This window comes from Aliivibrio sp. 1S175 (genome assembly GCF_001690985.1).
Classification (GTDB): domain Bacteria; phylum Pseudomonadota; class Gammaproteobacteria; order Enterobacterales; family Vibrionaceae; genus Aliivibrio.
In genome coordinates this window covers 666,653-684,299 of record NZ_MAJS01000079.1, presented here as the reverse complement: position 1 = coordinate 684,299, position 17,647 = coordinate 666,653, and the positions used below count along the sequence as shown (strand labels likewise).

The window sequence follows — 17,647 nt, the reverse complement described above, 5'->3', positions numbered from 1 at the left end:
TTATTTCACTTCTTGTACGACTTTACCACGTCGGCTTTCAATACTGCGTTGGTGAAGACAACGAGCACCAGTACAAGGCATGTAACTCATGTTTATGTCATTACTAATCACATACTCTTGAATTTGCCATAAGTGCAAGGCTGAGGCTTTTATCACAGGAAATGGATACAGAAACTCTCCAACATTTGCCTCCTCAATACCCGTTGACAGACCTAACACCGTCACTAATCGACCGACAGAATAAGTAACAGGATCGACAAAACCATTGAGATAGACAACAAAACGCCCATTTGGCTTTTGAGAGAGGTCCGGTTTACCCGATGAAGAAATAGGGAGATTAACAATTTCAATGCGAGTTGTGTCTTTTAGGTTATCAATGCGAGCAATAACACCACCTAAGCGAACTTCGGCAGTTTCATCCTTTTTGGCTGCAGTAACAAAAGCATCATATTCAATTAGCGTAGTAGTCTGAGACGAAGCTAATTCTTTAGGAAGGGAGCTGCAACCAGCAAGAAATAAAACACAAAGAAATAATAATGAAGATTTCATAAATATCCTTAATTTAAATTTAATTTTTAGATATACAGATCGACACCAACGAGCTGTGCAAGTTCCTCTTTGCGTTTTTGCAACATAATGTCCATGTACTCTTCCATCGCTTTACGATTTCCACCTTCTGGTAAATCATAATGAATACGAGAATTAACGTATTCAGATGCATTAAGCTGCTTTACTTGATTGGTTATCGCAGTCGTCACTTTGGATGGTTGAGCAACCATGGCTTTACTGCCACTGGCTTTATTAACCTGATTTTTATTTCCAACGGCTTGCTGCTTTTTTACCTTTTTATTCGGTACTAATGCCGGTGGTAGCCCATGAATTGAGACCATAGTGACCTTTCTTTATTCATTAAAAAATGGGGAACAATATCCCCATTCATTTTATCTATTATTCACGACCTGGAAGTTTTTTCCATGTCACGGTATCACGAACGTAAACAGGTGCAGATTCTTCTGCTGGCAGTGCCAAGCCTTGTTCAAACTTTTGCTGTGCAAGTAACGCCATATCTTCTGCATCAGGATAAAGCACATCCGATGCTTTACGAATTAGTGGTAATTCAGCCAATGCCTCAGTGTAAGCATCCCAACCCGTTCCGACCGTTAACCATTCACCGGACTGTTCAGGTAAATACGTTGCAAGCCCTTCAGGAGCAGACACCGTTTCAGCGACATTATAAGCCCAAGTACCATCATCATTACGTTGGTACATACCAAAGTATACTTCACTCATACGTGCATCAATCGCGGCTACGACTTGTGTTGCACCATGTACTCGGTAACCCGCTTGTGCCATTGCTTCTAATGTGGAAATACCTATCATAGGTAAATCGGCACCAAACGCCAAACCTTGAACGATACCAATACCGATACGAACCCCTGTAAAGCTACCTGGGCCTTGACCAAATGCTAATGCATCTAACTCTTGTAAGCGCACACCGGCTTCTTTTAATACTTCATCAACAAAAGGAAGTACTTTAATAGTATGCTCACGCGGTGCCACTGCACGTCGAGAATAGACTTTTCCATCAACAATCAATGTAACAGAACAGTTTTCAGTGGCGGTATCTACCGCTAAAATTTTTACACTCATTAATGCCTCAATCTTCTAAAATTGCTTCTTGTTTTTCTGATTCATTTTCATTGGTCTGATTGGTTTTCGCTAAAAATTCAGACACATTACGTAAATCTCGTGTTCGTGGTATTGGTGGTAAACTTTGTAAAAATATCGAACCATAAGGTCTTGTTACCAAACGATTATCACAAATCACCAATACCCCTTTATCTTTTGTATCTCGGATAAGTCGACCGACACCTTGTTTTAAGGTAATCACAGCATCCGGAATTTGCACTTGTGAAAAAGCATCACCACCATTCAGCTGGCAATCTTCTATACGCGCCTTTAACAGCGGATCATCAGGTGCGGTAAAAGGAAGTTTATCAATGATAACACAGCTTAGCGTATCACCTCTAACATCGATACCTTCCCAAAAAGCGCCGGTTGCAACTAATAATGCATTACCTAATTCCATAAACTCAGACAACAATTGTTGTTTTGTGGTTTCTCCTTGTACCAAAATAGGTAAATCAAGCGTTTCTCTAAATTTCTCTGCCAAATCACGCATCATTTGATGTGACGTACACAAGAAAAAACAACGCCCATTATTCTGCTTAATTACAGGTTGTAGTAATTCAACGAGCTTATCTGCAATTCCGTAACTGTTTGGTTCAGGCAAAAATCTAGGCACACACAATAACGCTTGAGTTTGATAATCAAATGGACTGGGTAACGTAAACTGTTTCTTAGGAGATAAGCCTAAACGTTGGGTAAAATGTGAAAAATCATCATTTACAGCTAAGGTCGCTGACGTAAATATCCAAGCGCCCTTTTTATCAGCCAAATGTTCTTTAAATTTATCAGCTACTGATAATGGCGTAATGTTCAAACTAAAATGACGAGGAGTACATTCATACCAATATGAGTAGCCACTAATTGTCGTATCACATACTCGTTCTAAACGATTTTTTAATAACGCACAACGGTCAAAAGCAGCGTCTAATAACTGGCTGCGACCTAATGCTAACTTCAATACATCATGAGCTAATTCAAACGCATCATTAATTCGTACGATTTCACGTTGAACTGCTTGTGATTTAATTGCTTCACGCCAATTACCACGAAAACTGGTATCACCTAAAATAATGCGAAGATCCATCGCGGCACCAGCCAAACGTTCCGCTACTTTTTGTAGTTGACGCATATCTTTAGCTTCCGTGCGATAACCAATTTCAATATCTTTGGCTAACTCCGTCAATTGACGACTAGAAAGGTTCTGACCAAAATATTGGCTCGCAATATCAGGCAATTGATGTGCTTCATCGAAAATGAAAATATCAGCCTCAGGAATTAACTCACCAAAGCCCGTTTCTTTAATCGCTAAATCAGCCAGAAATAGATGGTGGTTAACAACTACGATATCTGCATCCATCGCTTTTTTACGCGCTTTAACCACAAAACATTCATCAAAACTTGGGCAATCTTTACCTAAACAATTGTCATTAGTAGACGTTATTGAAGGAATAATTGGACTGTCTTCCGCGATCGCTGTGCAGTCACCAAGATCACCCGTTTTAGTTTCTGATGACCAAGAACGAACCTTAACTAATTGCGTCAATAATTCTGGGTTAGCCTGAGGAGTATGGCTTTCAATTAGTTGTTGATTTAAACGCTCAGGACAAAGGTAATTGGAACGCCCTTTTAACAAAGCAACTTGCCCATAAAAACCAAGCGAGGATGTCATTAAAGGTAAATCACGATGAAAAAGCTGCTCTTGTAAGTTTTTGGAACCAGTACTAATAATGGTTTTTTTACCACTAATCAGGGCTGGAACAAGATAAGCAAAAGTTTTACCTGTACCCGTACCAGCCTCAACAACAAGTTGAGTGCTGTTTTTAATCGCGTCATGAACTGCATGAGCCATATCGAGTTGAGGTTGACGAGGTTGGAAACCAGGAATAGCTTTACCTAACGCGCCTGAAGAAGAAAATATCTTGGCAATCATATCAACCTACATTCATCGTAATTATTAAAATAAGATGGGATTATGCCAAGATTTAAGAAGAAACTAAACGTTAAGTTTCTTCCTAAATTTTTATTATGCCGCCGAATTAAACTTAAGCTTTAAATTCAAACGCTAAGTTATTTATATTTTTGATTTTACAGCACGAAAAATACTTTACGTACTCTTCTTTTCTCGGTACAACCATAAGTAGACCACATTTTTTAACATACTTTGTAAACACGAGAGATAAAATGGAAAAGAAAATATTACTAACGGATTGCCCTGATTCTCGTGGGCTAATCGCCAAAATAACGAACATTTGTTACAAACATCAACTGAATATTATTCATAATAATGAATACGTTGATAACGTGACTGGCCAGTTTTTCATGAGAACTGAACTTGAAGGGATCTTTAATGACGAAACATTCTTACTTGATATAGACCAAGCGTTGCCAGAAGGCAGCCAACGAAAATTAGTATTAGAACCAAAAAAGAAAGTCGTTATTCTCGTCACTAAAGAAGCGCACTGTATTGGTGATATTCTAATTAAAGCCTACTCAGGTGCGATGAATATTGAGATTGCAGCAGTCATTGGTAACCATGACACACTAGGTGGATTAATAGAAAAGTTCGATATTCCATTTCATCATGTTTGTCACCAAGGCTTATCGCGTGGTGAACATGAAGACAAGATGCTTAACATTATTCATTCATATGAACCGGAATATATTGTATTAGCAAAATATATGAGAGTACTGACGCCTGAATTTGTCGAGCAATTTCCAAAAAGAATCATCAACATCCACCACAGCTTCTTGCCTGCATTCATTGGCGCAAAACCTTATCAGCAAGCCTATGATCGCGGTGTAAAGATCATTGGCGCTACTGCGCACTTTGTGACCAATAATTTAGACGAAGGTCCGATCATAAAACAAGATGTTATCCCTATTGATCATAACTTCAGCGCTGAAGACATGGCAATGGCTGGTCGTGATGTAGAGAAATCGGTACTAAGTAAAGCATTAACGAAAGTATTAAATGACCATGTTTTTGTTTATGGTAACAAAACCGTGATCCTTTAATTTTACAGAAAAAAGAAACAAAAACGGCGATCATGATGATCGCCGTTTTTATATTCAATTCTGATTATTCTATTGAGCCGAAATAAAATCAATCGCGTATTTATTAAACTCTTTTGGCCTATCAATATTACACACATGCCCGCATTCTGGGATCTGTAACAATTGACTGTATTTATGTACTGCGACCATTTCTTCTACTGGCTTCATAAATAAATAGTCATTTGCTCCCATCACATACAATGTTGGGATCGCTAATTCTTTATCTTTAAAATATCGCATCAATGGGTTCACATCAGCCGCCAATTTAAACCAACGTTTAAACTCTTTCTGGCATATTTTTTTTGCTTCTCTCGTGAAAATATGACGTGATTCTTTCTGACTTTTTTGTGGCATTACGACATAAGAAAACAATTTATACAGCCACATGTAAGGCATGATGTTTTTCGTCATGTCACCCATTTTAATTAAAAACTGAGAACGAAAATTAAAACGAGTAATCGCGCCAGCCAAGACCATAGAACTTACTCTATCTTGAGCCAATTCAGCTAAGTTGCGAATAATGATCGTACCAAGTGACATTCCAACGAAGTGGGCTGATTTGATATTTAAGTGATCAAGTACATCAATAATATCTTGGCTTACGACTTTAAAAGAGTATTGCTTATTAATGAACTCTTTAATCTGAGAGAAATGGTTTGAACGACCATGCCCACGTAAATCAATAAGTAAGACGTTAAAGTTCTTTCTAAAAGCGGCGATCTGTTTAAACCAGGTTGTTGAACTTCCCCCCGCACCATGAACAAACACAACCCATTTGGCGCTTGATTCATGTTCATAGGTTCTATGAAATAACAAAGAATTAGACATTCACTCTACTTAATTAGAAAAACATTGATTCAGACTATACCATCCTACATCACCAATGAATACTCACAAAGAAGTAGTCGAACAGAAACCTGACTTGCATTAACAAAATGTGACTAAATCATTGATTGAATAGATGATAGTAAGAGTAATTACTCTACACCATAAAACCCACTTTCATTTCTAAACTAGACATGATTAATATAAATTTGCGATCAAGCGCAGTCTCTATTTTTTATATCGTCTGATTTAAGATACTTTTTGTCAAAAAACAAATAGCTTGTTGATATATAAAAATTTCGACTCATAATGGATAAAACCTACATTTTATTAACAAGTAAAAGGACTCACTTATGAACAAACTCGTTCTCATTATTCTTTGTGTTTTACTACCCCCTGCTGGTGTTTTTTTCGCCAAAGGTGCAGGGAAAGATTTCTTAATAAATATCGTTCTTACTATTCTCTTCTGGTTCCCAGGCATGATCCATGCACTTTGGATCACAACTCGTTAATTCTAATAAATAAAAAAGCGAAACCCTTAAATGAAAAGGTTTCGCTTTATTCGTTTAGCGTGAATGAACACTAATACAAGCTCAACTTAAGCGGCATTTACCTGTAATTTTTTACGTAATGCTTTCGCTGCCTTTACCATATTTTCTAATGCGGCTTCCGTTTCTTTCCAATTACGTGTTTTCAAGCCACAATCTGGGTTCACCCATAAACGCTCAACTGGCACTTTTGCTGCTGCGGTTTCAATTAAATCAATAATCCACTCTTCACTTGGAATATTTGGTGAGTGAATGTCATAAACACCAGGACCAATTTCGTTTGGATAATTGAAATCTTCAAACGCTTTAAGCAATTCCATATTTGAACGAGAGGTTTCAATAGTAATGACATCTGCATCAAGCGCCGCTACTGATTCTATAATCTCATTAAACTCGCTGTAACACATGTGAGTATGAATTTGAGTTTCTGATTTCGCACTTGCCGCTGAGATCTTAAACGCTTCTACTGCCCACTCTAAATACGCTTTCTGATCGCTCTTTTTAATCGGCAATCCTTCGCGAATCGCTGGCTCATCAATTTGAATAATATTAATGCCTGCTTGCTGCAGATCAGAGACCTCATCACGCAATACCAATGCTAATTGTTGTGCAATTTCTTTACGAGTAATGTCTTCTCGTGGGAACGTCCAACCAAGAATAGTTACAGGGCCTGTTAGCATGCCTTTCATTTGTTTGGTTGTTAGAGACTGTGCATATTGAGTCCAATTGACTGTAATTGGAGCTTCACGCTCAATATCTGCCACCACGATAGCCGGCTTAACACAGCGAGAGCCATAGCTTTGAACCCAACCAAATCGTGTTGCTTGGAAGCCATTTAGATTCTCCGCAAAGTATTCAACCATGTCATTACGCTCTGCTTCACCATGCACCAACACATCCAAATCTAAACGCTCTTGACGCTCAACTGCATCGGCAATATGACCTTTCATTGCTGCAACATAATCTTGTTCGTTCAATTTACCTGCACGATACGCACTACGTTGCTGACGAATATCAGTCGTTTGCGGGAATGAACCAATCGTTGTTGTTGGCAGTAATGGTAAACCTAATTTTTCAGCTTGGTGCTGCGCACGAATTGAATACCCTTCTGCTCGCTCTGCTAATGCCGGAGTGATCGCCTCTAAACGTTGCTGTACCGTTGGCTTATTAATGTGCTCTGCCGTCTCACGCTCACGCAGTGGTTGACTGTATTGATGACAGGCTAAGATTGCGTTTTGATTACCATCTAGAGCGTCCCCCAACAAAGTCACTTCTTTTAGCTTTTGTTTTGCAAAGGCAAACCATTGAGTTGTTTCTTGTGATAATTCCGTTTCTTGCTCTAAATCTACAGGGCTATGCAATAACGAACATGAACTTGCAATCCATAATTTGTCACCTAGTTTTGCTTTCACTGGCTGTAATTTTTCATGCAAACGCTCTAAATCTGCACGCCAGACGTTACGACCATTTACTGCACCAACAGACAGCACCCATTCTTTTGGCAATGCATTCACGACTGTTTCTAGTTGTTTAGGATCAGCAGAGATATCAATGTGTAAACCATTTACCGCTAACTCAATGATCTTATCTAAATGATGCTCTACGCCATCAAAATACGTCGTTAATAGTAATTTCACATCACTTTGAATCACTTGGTAAGCAAGTTTGAATGAATCTGCCCATGCTTTTGGTAATTCAAGCGCGAGTATTGGTTCATCAATTTGTACCCACTCCACTCCTAATGCTGAGAGTTTTGAGAAAATAGCCTGATAAGCAGTTAATAAGCGAGGAAGTAACGCTAAACGATCAAACCCTTGCTCCACTTCATCATCATTCACTTCCTTACCCAACCACAAATAACTTAATGGACCAAGAAGTACTGGTTTAACAGTGTGACCTTGCTTTTGTGCTTCTGCAATTTCATCAAACAACTGTGACCAACTGACCGTAAATTTATCGTCTTTAGAAAATTCAGGAACGATATAGTGATAATTGGTATTAAACCACTTCGTCATATCTGATGCCGCTTCACCACAACCACAACTGTTTTGTGATTGACCACGGCCAACTCTAAATAAAGTATCTAAATCAGGAAAGCCTTTATTATGACGAGCAGGTATATGGCCCAAAAGAAGGCTTGTTGTTAATACATGATCGTACCAAGCGAAATCACCCGCAGTAACAAAATCTAACCCTGATGCAGATTGGTCTTTCCAGTGACGTTGACGAAGCTCACCGCCTACTGCCAATAATTCTTTTTGTTCAATCTCGCCACGCCAGTATTTTTCTTGTGCAAATTTCAACTCTCGTTGAGCACCTACTCGTGGGTAACCTAAAATGTGAGTTACTGTTTTTTTATTCAATTCTGTTGTCATTGCACTAATTCCCTTAGACGTTTGGATGGCTAAACAATGACGCGTTTTCTTTTGTCCTACAACGGATAAATATTCACTTTGATTATGAATTTTTTTCAATACGGTTAGATTTACAATCAAAATAATTAACATTATTTAGCCGTCTAGATGTTTACTTTATGGTTTAATCTCTTTACTGTGAAGGTAATTAAACTTACTCAAACGGAACTTGAGGAATAATAATGATTGAATTAAAACACCTAAAAACCTTAGTCACACTGCGTGATACAGGCTCATTAACAGCAACAGCGAATGCACTTCATCTTACTCAATCAGCCCTCTCTCATCAGTTAAAAGATTTTGAAACCCGTCTTGGTAGTCATGTTTTTTTACGTAAAACTCGTCCAGTAAAATTCACCTCTGAAGGTGAGATCTTATTAAAACTGGCTGATGATGTTTTACCGAAAATGACTCGAGCAGAATATGACATTGCAAGTTTGAAAGAAGATTTACACGGCAGGCTACATATGGCGATTGAATGTCACTCATGTTTTCAGTGGCTAATGCCTGCAATTAAAGAGTATCAAGTGAGTTGGCCAGAAGTTGAATTGGATTTTTCATCTGGTTTTGGTTTTGAGCCTTTACCTGCTTTGGTCAATGGTGATTTAGACCTGGTTATCACATCAGATATTCAACCTCGTGGAGAGGTACATTATGAACCATTATTTGATTTTGAAATGAGATTGGTCATGGCGACTAACCATCCTCTTGCAGGTAAAGAATATATTGAACCAAAAGATTTGCGCGATCAAACCATGCTAACCTATCCCGTACAAAAACAGCGATTAGATATCGTAAAACACTTTCTATCACCCAATAACATTGAACCTGCTAAGTGGAAACAAGCAGAAAATACATTAATGTTGATACAAATGGTGTCGGCTGGTTTAGGTGTGGCAGCACTACCTAATTGGGCAATCAGTGAATTTTCAAGACAAGGGTTAATTGAGAGTAAACCATTAGGGAAAGGGTTGTGGCGAAGATTGTTCGCTGCCGTTAGAGACAGCGAACATGATAAAAAATATTTACAAGCATTTTTCTCTACTGCGAAACAGCAGAGCCAGAGTCATTTAGATGGTATTAAAATGACTTAAATCGAGGTATGTAACTATTTAAATATTGGTTAAAAATTACGTATTCTTAAATTGATTCGTTAATGGGTCGTATTGATAACCCAAGCCACTGAGCTTGTCTTGAACTCCTTGTGTATCAAGCTCATACACGCTGGACAATTCTTCTAGGCTGTGACATTCCAATCGCAATTTTTCATTAATGATGCCGAGTAGAATTCCACTTTCTAGTCCGTGAGCATTACTTAAATCCAATCTTCACCCTCCATGTTGCTGTAAGAGACATACTTAGATTAGATCAGTTTTTGAAAGCAATGCGTGCCCTACATCACAAAAAACAACTGAAATTGATAATAACCAGAAATAGCCATAACTACGCTTGCTACGGCTAGCATTTGCCACTTCACCGCTTGTTGTTTGAATAAGTGGAAACTCCACAAACCAATACTGAGTAACATCAGACCAAGTGCAATGCCGAGTTTAACCGCCATCTTATCTAAAAATATTTCATGAATACTTAATGTTTGGCATAACAAAATAACAGCCATAACTATCCCACTCACTACACCACTGATTGGCAATAGTTTATGGAATGCTTGTAAACGAGTTCGTGCCAATGTTAAAAGAAGGTGAGTCAGCAGAGATCCAAATAAAAACGGGGCTGTGATAGCAAAAAACAACTGCGTAAATGAACCTGACCCTAGAGCCAAATTAACAAAACTTGCCGCAGCAAAACCATTTGCCAGCGCCATCACTATTAATGGCCCTTTATCACGAGTCTTACCTGTTTTAACGCTAAAATAAAAACCGGCCATCGCAATAGCAGGAATAAAATTAATGGCAAAGATAGACGCATAAGTCATACCTATCCCAGCAATGACACACCACCCAAGGATTAATACTGGCAGCCATTTATGAATGCGTCCTCGTTGCCCAGGGCAAATATCCCCTTTGTGTAAAATGATGGTTAATAATATTTGAGCACCTAACAGCGCTGGGATAAGAATATATTGTAAGGTTTGAAAAAACATAGCTACGCCACCTAATTAGAATTACGCTAGTATAAACTCAATTTTCACTTCGTCTAGTGGCGGTTAAAAAGCAATCAATACCTCTCAGTGTCTCAAAAAAACATATGACACCTTCCAACCTATTATCCTTTTCCCGCAACAAGAGCAACAGCTGGTTATCATCTTATTAACAGAATTAATTTTTATTTGTTTTAGATCATAATGAGGTTAAGTAACAGATGTGCTACAGGTAAAAATTAGGTAAGTTTCTATTACGAAATGTGTAAGAATATGTATGTAAGTTACACAATTTTTGTATTTTGAAATCTTATAGGGGAAAATTCCATGTTGGAGTTAATGATTGGTTTGGTAATCACCGTTTTGGTTGGTTACTTTATCGTAAAAGGATACAAGGCAGCTGGTGTACTACTAACTGCTGGTTTAGCACTACTTATTATTGCTGGCTTATTAGGTCACACTGTTTTACCTGCAAAAGTTTCTGCAACAGGTAACTTATTAACAGATGCACTAGAATACGTGAAATACATGCTGCAATATCGTGGGGGCGGCTTAGGGATGCAAATCATGCTACTTTGTGGTTTTGCTTCTTACATGACTCACATTGGCGCAAACAATGTGGTTGTTAAACAATTTTCTAAACCACTAGCATTTATTAAATCACCTTACGTTTTACTTGTAGCGGCTTATATCGTAGCTTGTTTAATGTCACTTGCTGTTAGCTCTGCTACTGGCCTAGGTGTGCTGCTAATGGCTACCCTTTTCCCAATGATGACAGCGATGGGCATCTCTCGTCCTGCAGCAGTTGCCGTTTGTGCATCTCCAGCAGCCATCATTCTTTCGCCTACTTCTGGTGACGTTATTGTTGCCGCTGAAAAATCGGGTATGCCTCTACACAGTTTTGCTGTTGAAACGGTATTACCTGTTTCTATCTGTGCAATCATTGTTATGGCTGCTGCCGCTTTCTTCTGGAATAAATATCTAGATAAGAAAGAAAATACGCCAATGGAAAAAGTTGATATTTCAGCAATGGAAGTTAACGCACCTTCTTACTATGCGATTTTACCTTTCTTACCAATCGTCGGCGTTTTTGTCTTTAATGGCGAAACTATCCCCGGCTTATCTTTAGATATCTATACTATCGTTGTTGCTTCAATCTTCATTGGTGCGGTAATTAACTTTATTACTAATAAACTAGACGGCAGAGCAACACTGGAAGATTTAGAATCGTGCTACGAAGGTATGGCTGATGCGTTTAAAGGCGTAGTCATGCTATTGGTTGCTGCTGGTGTATTCGCACAAGGTCTAATGTCTGTTGGTGCAATAGATAACCTTTTACACCTAGCTGATAAAGCGGGGGCTGGTGGTGTTGCCTTAATGCTTCTTCTTACAGGTCTAACAGTAGCCGCAGCGATTGCAACAGGTTCTGGTAACGCGCCGTTCTATGCATTTGTTGAGCTTGCTCCGCAACTTGCTGAAAAAATGGGTTTAAGCCCTGCATTCTTAATCATTCCAATGCTTCAAGCATCTAACCTTGGTCGTACAATTTCTCCAGTATCTGGTGTTATCGTTGCGACATCTGGTATGGCTAAAATCAGTCCATTTGAAGTTGTTAAACGTACGTCTGTTCCTGTTATCTGTGGCCTAATCACAGTAATTGTGGGGACGATGGTATTAGTTCCAATGTATTCCTAATTACTAGTATGCAAACGCCAACGGCATAAACCGTTGGCGTTTTTATTTAAATAGGCAAGTTACTTGCAAAGAATTTACAATCTGCTCACTTAATCTTGTTAATAAAAATATATATTTATCGAATCAATAAATATTAAATAAACAGGCCTAGTTTTATAATGATTAAGCAAACAACCATAATTTTTTTACTCTTCCTTTCTGCCACCTCAATTGCTTATTTATATCGCCTATTTTTATAACCTAAAACAGTCATTATTTATCCTACTCAGAGTAGGGCCTTTCTTTTCTGGTTAATCTTCTCTCAAATCGGTATAATTCGGCCTCCAAATTCTGAGGTGAACTAATGCACAACGTAACTCCAATAAACGAATACCCGAAATTCTGGGCAGAATGCTATGGAACAGCCCCTTTCTTTCCTACTTCTCGTAAAGAAATGGACCAACTTGGTTGGGATAGCTGCGACATTATCATTGTAACTGGGGATGCGTACGTGGATCACCCAAGTTTTGGTATGGCGATCATCGGACGTTTGCTAGAAGCACAAGGCTTCCGCGTTGGTATCATTGCTCAGCCAAAATGGGACAACAAAGACGAGTTCATGGCTCTTGGTCAACCAAATTTATTCTTTGGTATCACTGCGGGTAACATGGATTCAATGATCAACCGTTATACCTCAGATAGAAAACTTCGTCATGATGATGCTTATACCCCAAATAATGAGGGTGGTAAGCGTCCTGACCGTGCAGTACTGGTATATTCTCAACGCTGTCGTGAAGCGTTTAAAGATACGCCTATTGTTTTAGGTGGCATTGAAGCAAGTCTACGCCGTTTAGCTCATTACGATTACTGGTCTGATAAAGTTCGTCGCTCAGTATTGTTTGATGCCAAAGGTGATATTCTTCTGTTTGGTAATGCTGAACGTGCTTTAGTTGAGGTGGCTCATCGCCTTGCTAGTGGCGAAGATGTTAAAACAATGACCAATATTCGTGGTACGGCGGTAAATCTACCCGCTGAACCAGAAGGCTTTAAAATCATTGATTCTTCTCGTATTGAGAAACCAGGTAAAGCTGCTTTTGTGCCTATCAATCCATACGCAACAGAAGAACAGTGCGAAACGAATAAAACAGAAGCAAAAGAAGAACAACCGCAAGTTATTACAGTAACGGCTTCTCGTCATGATTCAAAAACAACAGCAATTCGCATTCCACCGTTTGAAAAACTAAATAGCGACCGTATTCTTTATGCTCACGCTAGCCGTATTATGCATTTAGAAACCAACCCTTATTCTGGTCGTGCATTAATTCAACGTCACGGTGATCGTGAGCTATGGGTAAATCAAGCACCAATCCCTCTCACAACAGAAGAGATGGATTTTGTGTTTGACCTGCCTTACGCACGCGTACCACACCCTATGTATGGAAAAGCAAAAATCCCTGCGTATGAAATGATTAAAACATCAGTCAACATTATGCGTGGTTGTTTTGGTGGTTGTTCATTCTGTAGTATTACAGAACACGAAGGTCGTATTATTCAAAACCGTTCTAAAAAATCAATTCTTAATGAATTAGAAGAAATTCGTGACAAAGTTCCTGGTTTTACTGGCACAATCTCAGATCTTGGTGGCCCAACAGCAAACATGTATCGCTTAGGCTGTTCTATTCCTAAAGCGGAAGCAACCTGTCGTCGACCTTCTTGTGTCTTCCCTAAGATCTGTGACAAGTTAAATACCGATCACGTACATACGATTGATTTGTACCGTGAAGCGCGCAAAGTAAAAGGCGTGAAGAAAGTATTAATTGCTTCTGGTGTTCGTTACGATTTAGCAATTGAGTCTCCAGAATACGTACGTGAGTTAGTCACCCACCACGTTGGCGGCTATTTGAAGATTGCACCTGAGCATACCGAAAAAGGCCCATTAGATTTAATGATGAAGCCGGGTATGGGAACGTACGATCGCTTCAAATCTATGTTTGAAAAGTACAGCCAAGAAGCTGGTAAAAAACAATACCTTATCCCTTACTTTATCTCTGCTCATCCGGGCACAGAAGATGAAGATATGCTGAACTTAGCGATGTGGCTGAAGAAGAACAACCTTGAGTGTGATCAGGTTCAGAACTTCTACCCATCTCCAATGTGTAATGCAACCTCAATGTATTACTCAGAAACAAACCCACTGAAACGCGTGAAATATAAAAAGCGTGAAGATGTGACCGTTGCGAAAGGTGATCGCCAACGTCGCTTGCATAAAGGCTTATTGCGTTATCACGATCCTAAAAACTGGAAAATGATCCGTGAAGCACTAACAGATATGGGCAAAAAACACCTTATTGGTGATAAACCACACTGTTTAGTACCTGAGCATGACATTGATGCACAAACACCGGCTGAACGCCGCCAAACCGGTCGTCACGGTGCTAAACGCTTTGCAACTAAGCACACACAAGCACAGTTTGACGGAGATCCACGCACGAGTAATAACCGTGACGGTCAAAATAAAAATAATCGCAACGGAAAGCCTAACTCTCAAGGTCAAAGCCGTAGTGGTAATGGTGGAAAGCCTACCGGAAATACGGGGGCAGATAAACCGGCATCAAGCGGACAGAAGAATGGCGTTCGTAATGGTTATTCGAATAATAAACCAAGTGGCAACGGTACTGGCAAACCAAGCAATAATGGAAAGCCTGGCGCAAATAAACCGGCGGGTAATAAACCAAGCGGTTCAGCACCAAAACGTAATAAACCAAAACATCGTTAATGACTTTTCTTAATTAAAGACGTTTTCTTAAATAGAAAAATTAACAAGCATAAAAAAGCGAACCGTAAGGTTCGCTTTTTTATTATCTGAACAATAAATAATTTATACCCCATTAATGAGAGACAAATCCCTCATCAACAGAAGCGAATATTATTTCCAGATGTATAAGTTAAACAGTTTTTTACCACGTTTAATTACACTGTATTTACCAAATAATGCGTCTTCTTTTTTCAGAATCACTTCAGCATCAGCGATTTTTTCGCCATTCACTGAAACTGCACCATTACCAATAAATTCACGCGCCATCTTGTTTGATTTTGCTAATTCAGATTGAGTAAGTACTTCTACGATAGTTTGCTCAGAAGCGTCAAGCTCAGTCGTTGGTAGACCATCTTGTGCTAATTGTGCTAAGTCAGTTTCTGTTAGAGAAGCTAAATCACCAGAGAACAATGCGTCAGTAATACGCTCAGAAGACGCTAAGCCCTCTTCACCATGAACTAAGCGAGTCACTTCTTTAGCAAGAATACCTTGGCCAGCAGGACGACCTTGAACACTCTTATCGCTCTCTTCAATTGCAGCAATCTCATCAACAGATAAGAAAGTGAAGAAACGTAGGAAGTCATATACGTCCGCATCCGCAGTGCCCAACCAGAATTGGTAGAATGCGTATGGAGATGTTTTGCTTGGGTCTAACCAAATCGTACCTGATTCAGTTTTACCAAATTTAGTACCATCAGATTTAGTTACTAACGGTAACGTTAGGCCAAATACTTTATTACGATTCATACGACGAGTCAGATCGATACCGCCAGTGATATTGCCCCACTGATCAGAACCACCGATTTGAAGCGTACATTCTTTTGCTTTATTTAGCGCAGCAAAGTCATACGATTGAAGTAGCATGTAGCTGAATTCAGTAAATGAAATACCAGAACCTTCACGGTCGATACGCTGTTTTACTGATTCTTTTTGGATCATCGCATTTACGCTGAAATGTTTACCGATATCACGCATGAATTCGATGACATTGATTTCACCAATCCAATCTAAGTTATTCACAACTTCTGCGCCATTTTTCTCTTCTGTAAACTCAACAAAAGCAGAAACTTGAGTGCGGATTTTATTAACCCAATCACCAACAACATCAGATGTATTTAATTGACGCTCAGCGGCTTTAAAGCTTGGATCACCAATCAGGCCCGTTGCTCCACCAACAAGCGCTAATGGCTTGTGACCCGCTTGTTGAAAACGCTTAAGTACCAATAGAGGTACAAGGCTACCAATGTGTAGGCTGTCTGCTGTCGGATCGAAACCGCAATAGAGAGTACGACAGTCAGTTGAAAGGTGCTCAGCTAATTCTTCGTCTGCTGTGCACTGTGCAATAAGCCCACGAGCTTTTAAATCCTGCAATAATTCATTTGTTGCTGTCATAGATAACCTACTTGTACTCTAAATTTCGGTATAAAAAAGAAGATTCGATTTTACACATTTACCCGCTAAATAACAGGCTTTGTGAGTAAAAAGGCACTGTGAACTATTATCTATTTCATCTCTTCATTTAATTAAAATTTTTCTTGTTACAATTGCTTTCAATTTCAAAGAGAAAAAGTTCAAAAATTGACCTTAACTTAACGTCAAGAATTGTAATTATGTGATGCTTAACTCAAACCAAAACAATGATAATTTTCACCTCTTGAATCTGCTAAGTGTGCCCATATTTATGTAGTAGGTGTTGCTAAGATACAGTCTACTTAGTTGCTATTTCTTTCTATCTTGCTAAGGAAAAAGAATGAAAAAGTTTGCCCGTGCCGCCGTCTTAATGGTCCTTGTTTTTGGACGACCTCAAGCACAAGCTTCCTCATTAATTGAGTTTATTGAACCTGATTATCAAGAAGCAAACCAATCAGAAATCGATCACCAACATGTCCTTCATAGTCTAAATGGCCTACTTTCAATTCAAAGTTGGAACCACTTCTCACACCAGCCTTATGATGATTTTGACATTTTGAACTCCAAAGCCCACCAGGCTCAAAGAGAATTAGAAAATATCTGCAAAGAGACCGCATTAATTTCAAATGCTCAACCTCAATTTGCGGGTGTAAAAAGCTCAGAACGTGCATTATTGAAAATTGAGCAAGAACTCAATGGTCAAGTAAATAAATTAACAGATATAGCAAGAGCAACCGTTGTTGCCGATTCTATTCCTGATTTAATTACTGCTTACGAATCTATAAATAGAGAAACGACGGTACTTAGCGTTACCAACCGTTTCGCTCAGCCAGCAAAATCAGGCTATCGAGATATTAAATTATTGGTTGAATTACCAAAAACAAAGTTAGTTGCCGAAATACAACTGCACTTGAAAGACATCGCGATGGTTAAAAATGGCGCTGAACATAAACTTTATGAAGAAATTCAAAGTATTGAACGTTTAGCTTTAGTTGATAATCGAGAATCAACTCAGTTTGAAAATGCACGAATGAATAAGCTAAGAAGCTTATCTCAATCTCTATATTCAGATGCATGGGAAAGTTATCTACCCACTAAAGCACAAGCCTAAACAAAAAAG

The 17,647-nt window shown here is 38.9% G+C and carries 15 protein-coding genes; 6 read left to right on the top strand and 9 right to left on the bottom strand.

The features are described 5' to 3' along the window. Genes A6E06_RS18385 through A6E06_RS18370 form a run of 4 tightly spaced genes read right to left on the bottom strand, consistent with a single transcriptional unit; the run spans nucleotide 1 to nucleotide 3,619 of the window. Nucleotides 1-549 carry a Slp family lipoprotein gene (locus A6E06_RS18385; protein WP_065593674.1) on the bottom strand — a complete coding sequence of 183 codons (549 nt, stop codon included), beginning with the start codon at nucleotides 547-549 and terminating at the stop codon, nucleotides 1-3. 26 nt (nucleotides 550-575) lie between these two features. Further along, the gene (locus A6E06_RS18380) at nucleotides 576-890 is read right to left on the bottom strand and encodes a chromosome partitioning protein ParA (RefSeq protein ID WP_065593675.1); all 315 of its coding nucleotides are present in this window, start codon (nucleotides 888-890) and stop codon (nucleotides 576-578) included. A gap of 58 nt (nucleotides 891-948) precedes the next feature. Next, nucleotides 949-1,650, bottom strand: a complete 702-nt coding sequence (gene tsaB, locus A6E06_RS18375) for a tRNA (adenosine(37)-N6)-threonylcarbamoyltransferase complex dimerization subunit type 1 TsaB (protein WP_065593676.1) — start codon at nucleotides 1,648-1,650, stop codon at nucleotides 949-951. A 7-nt stretch (nucleotides 1,651-1,657) separates the two neighbouring features. Further along, nucleotides 1,658-3,619 (bottom strand): ATP-dependent DNA helicase, encoded by a 1,962-nt coding sequence (locus A6E06_RS18370; RefSeq protein ID WP_065593677.1) that lies wholly within the window; start codon nucleotides 3,617-3,619, stop codon nucleotides 1,658-1,660. Nucleotides 3,620-3,870: 251 nt separating this feature from the next. Here A6E06_RS18370 and purU point away from each other — a divergent pair, with 251 nt between their 5' ends. Then, nucleotides 3,871-4,704: a formyltetrahydrofolate deformylase gene (gene purU / locus A6E06_RS18365; protein ID WP_065593678.1), complete on the top strand. Its 834-nt coding sequence runs from the start codon at nucleotides 3,871-3,873 to the stop codon at nucleotides 4,702-4,704. Between the two features lie 69 nt (nucleotides 4,705-4,773). On the opposite strand, the gene A6E06_RS18360 is transcribed toward purU, so the two are convergent. Continuing rightward, the gene (locus A6E06_RS18360) at nucleotides 4,774-5,571 is read right to left on the bottom strand and encodes an alpha/beta fold hydrolase (RefSeq protein WP_065593679.1); all 798 of its coding nucleotides are present in this window, start codon (nucleotides 5,569-5,571) and stop codon (nucleotides 4,774-4,776) included. A gap of 350 nt (nucleotides 5,572-5,921) precedes the next feature. On the opposite strand from A6E06_RS18360, the gene A6E06_RS18355 reads away from it, so the two are divergent. Next, the gene (locus A6E06_RS18355; RefSeq protein ID WP_065593680.1) at nucleotides 5,922-6,080 is read left to right on the top strand and encodes a YqaE/Pmp3 family membrane protein; all 159 of its coding nucleotides are present in this window, start codon (nucleotides 5,922-5,924) and stop codon (nucleotides 6,078-6,080) included. Nucleotides 6,081-6,166: 86 nt separating this feature from the next. Here A6E06_RS18355 and metE read toward each other — a convergent pair whose 3' ends face one another. Continuing rightward, the gene (gene metE / locus A6E06_RS18350; RefSeq protein ID WP_065594238.1) at nucleotides 6,167-8,491 is read right to left on the bottom strand and encodes a 5-methyltetrahydropteroyltriglutamate--homocysteine S-methyltransferase; all 2,325 of its coding nucleotides are present in this window, start codon (nucleotides 8,489-8,491) and stop codon (nucleotides 6,167-6,169) included. Nucleotides 8,492-8,712: 221 nt separating this feature from the next. Between metE and A6E06_RS18345 the strand changes: the two genes are divergently transcribed. Then, a complete protein-coding gene (locus tag A6E06_RS18345) occupies nucleotides 8,713-9,624 on the top strand; it encodes a LysR substrate-binding domain-containing protein (RefSeq protein ID WP_065593681.1) in 912 nt (303 codons plus the stop codon). Between the two features lie 36 nt (nucleotides 9,625-9,660). Here the strand turns inward: A6E06_RS18345 and A6E06_RS18340 are convergent, their stop codons facing one another. Together A6E06_RS18340 and A6E06_RS18335 are read right to left on the bottom strand one after the other, a co-directional pair. Beyond that, on the bottom strand, nucleotides 9,661-9,855 hold the full coding sequence (locus A6E06_RS18340) for a DUF4250 domain-containing protein (RefSeq protein WP_060991439.1): 195 nt from the start codon (nucleotides 9,853-9,855) through the stop codon (nucleotides 9,661-9,663). A gap of 68 nt (nucleotides 9,856-9,923) precedes the next feature. Next, nucleotides 9,924-10,631, bottom strand: coding sequence for a hypothetical protein (locus A6E06_RS18335; protein ID WP_065593682.1), 708 nt, complete (start codon nucleotides 10,629-10,631; stop codon nucleotides 9,924-9,926). A gap of 324 nt (nucleotides 10,632-10,955) precedes the next feature. On the opposite strand from A6E06_RS18335, the gene dcuC reads away from it, so the two are divergent. Both dcuC and A6E06_RS18325 read left to right on the top strand, forming a co-directional pair. After that, a complete protein-coding gene (gene dcuC, locus A6E06_RS18330) occupies nucleotides 10,956-12,323 on the top strand; it encodes an anaerobic C4-dicarboxylate transporter DcuC (RefSeq protein WP_065593683.1) in 1,368 nt (455 codons plus the stop codon). A 343-nt stretch (nucleotides 12,324-12,666) separates the two neighbouring features. Next, a complete protein-coding gene (locus tag A6E06_RS18325) occupies nucleotides 12,667-15,078 on the top strand; it encodes a YgiQ family radical SAM protein (RefSeq protein WP_065593684.1) in 2,412 nt (803 codons plus the stop codon). 150 nt (nucleotides 15,079-15,228) lie between these two features. Here the strand turns inward: A6E06_RS18325 and tyrS are convergent, their stop codons facing one another. Continuing rightward, nucleotides 15,229-16,509 (bottom strand): tyrosine--tRNA ligase, encoded by a 1,281-nt coding sequence (tyrS, locus tag A6E06_RS18320; protein WP_065593685.1) that lies wholly within the window; start codon nucleotides 16,507-16,509, stop codon nucleotides 15,229-15,231. Nucleotides 16,510-16,867: 358 nt separating this feature from the next. Between tyrS and A6E06_RS18315 the strand changes: the two genes are divergently transcribed. Next, on the top strand, nucleotides 16,868-17,638 hold the full coding sequence (locus tag A6E06_RS18315; protein WP_065593686.1) for a phosphoribosylglycinamide formyltransferase: 771 nt from the start codon (nucleotides 16,868-16,870) through the stop codon (nucleotides 17,636-17,638). Nucleotides 17,639-17,647 lie beyond the last annotated feature (9 nt).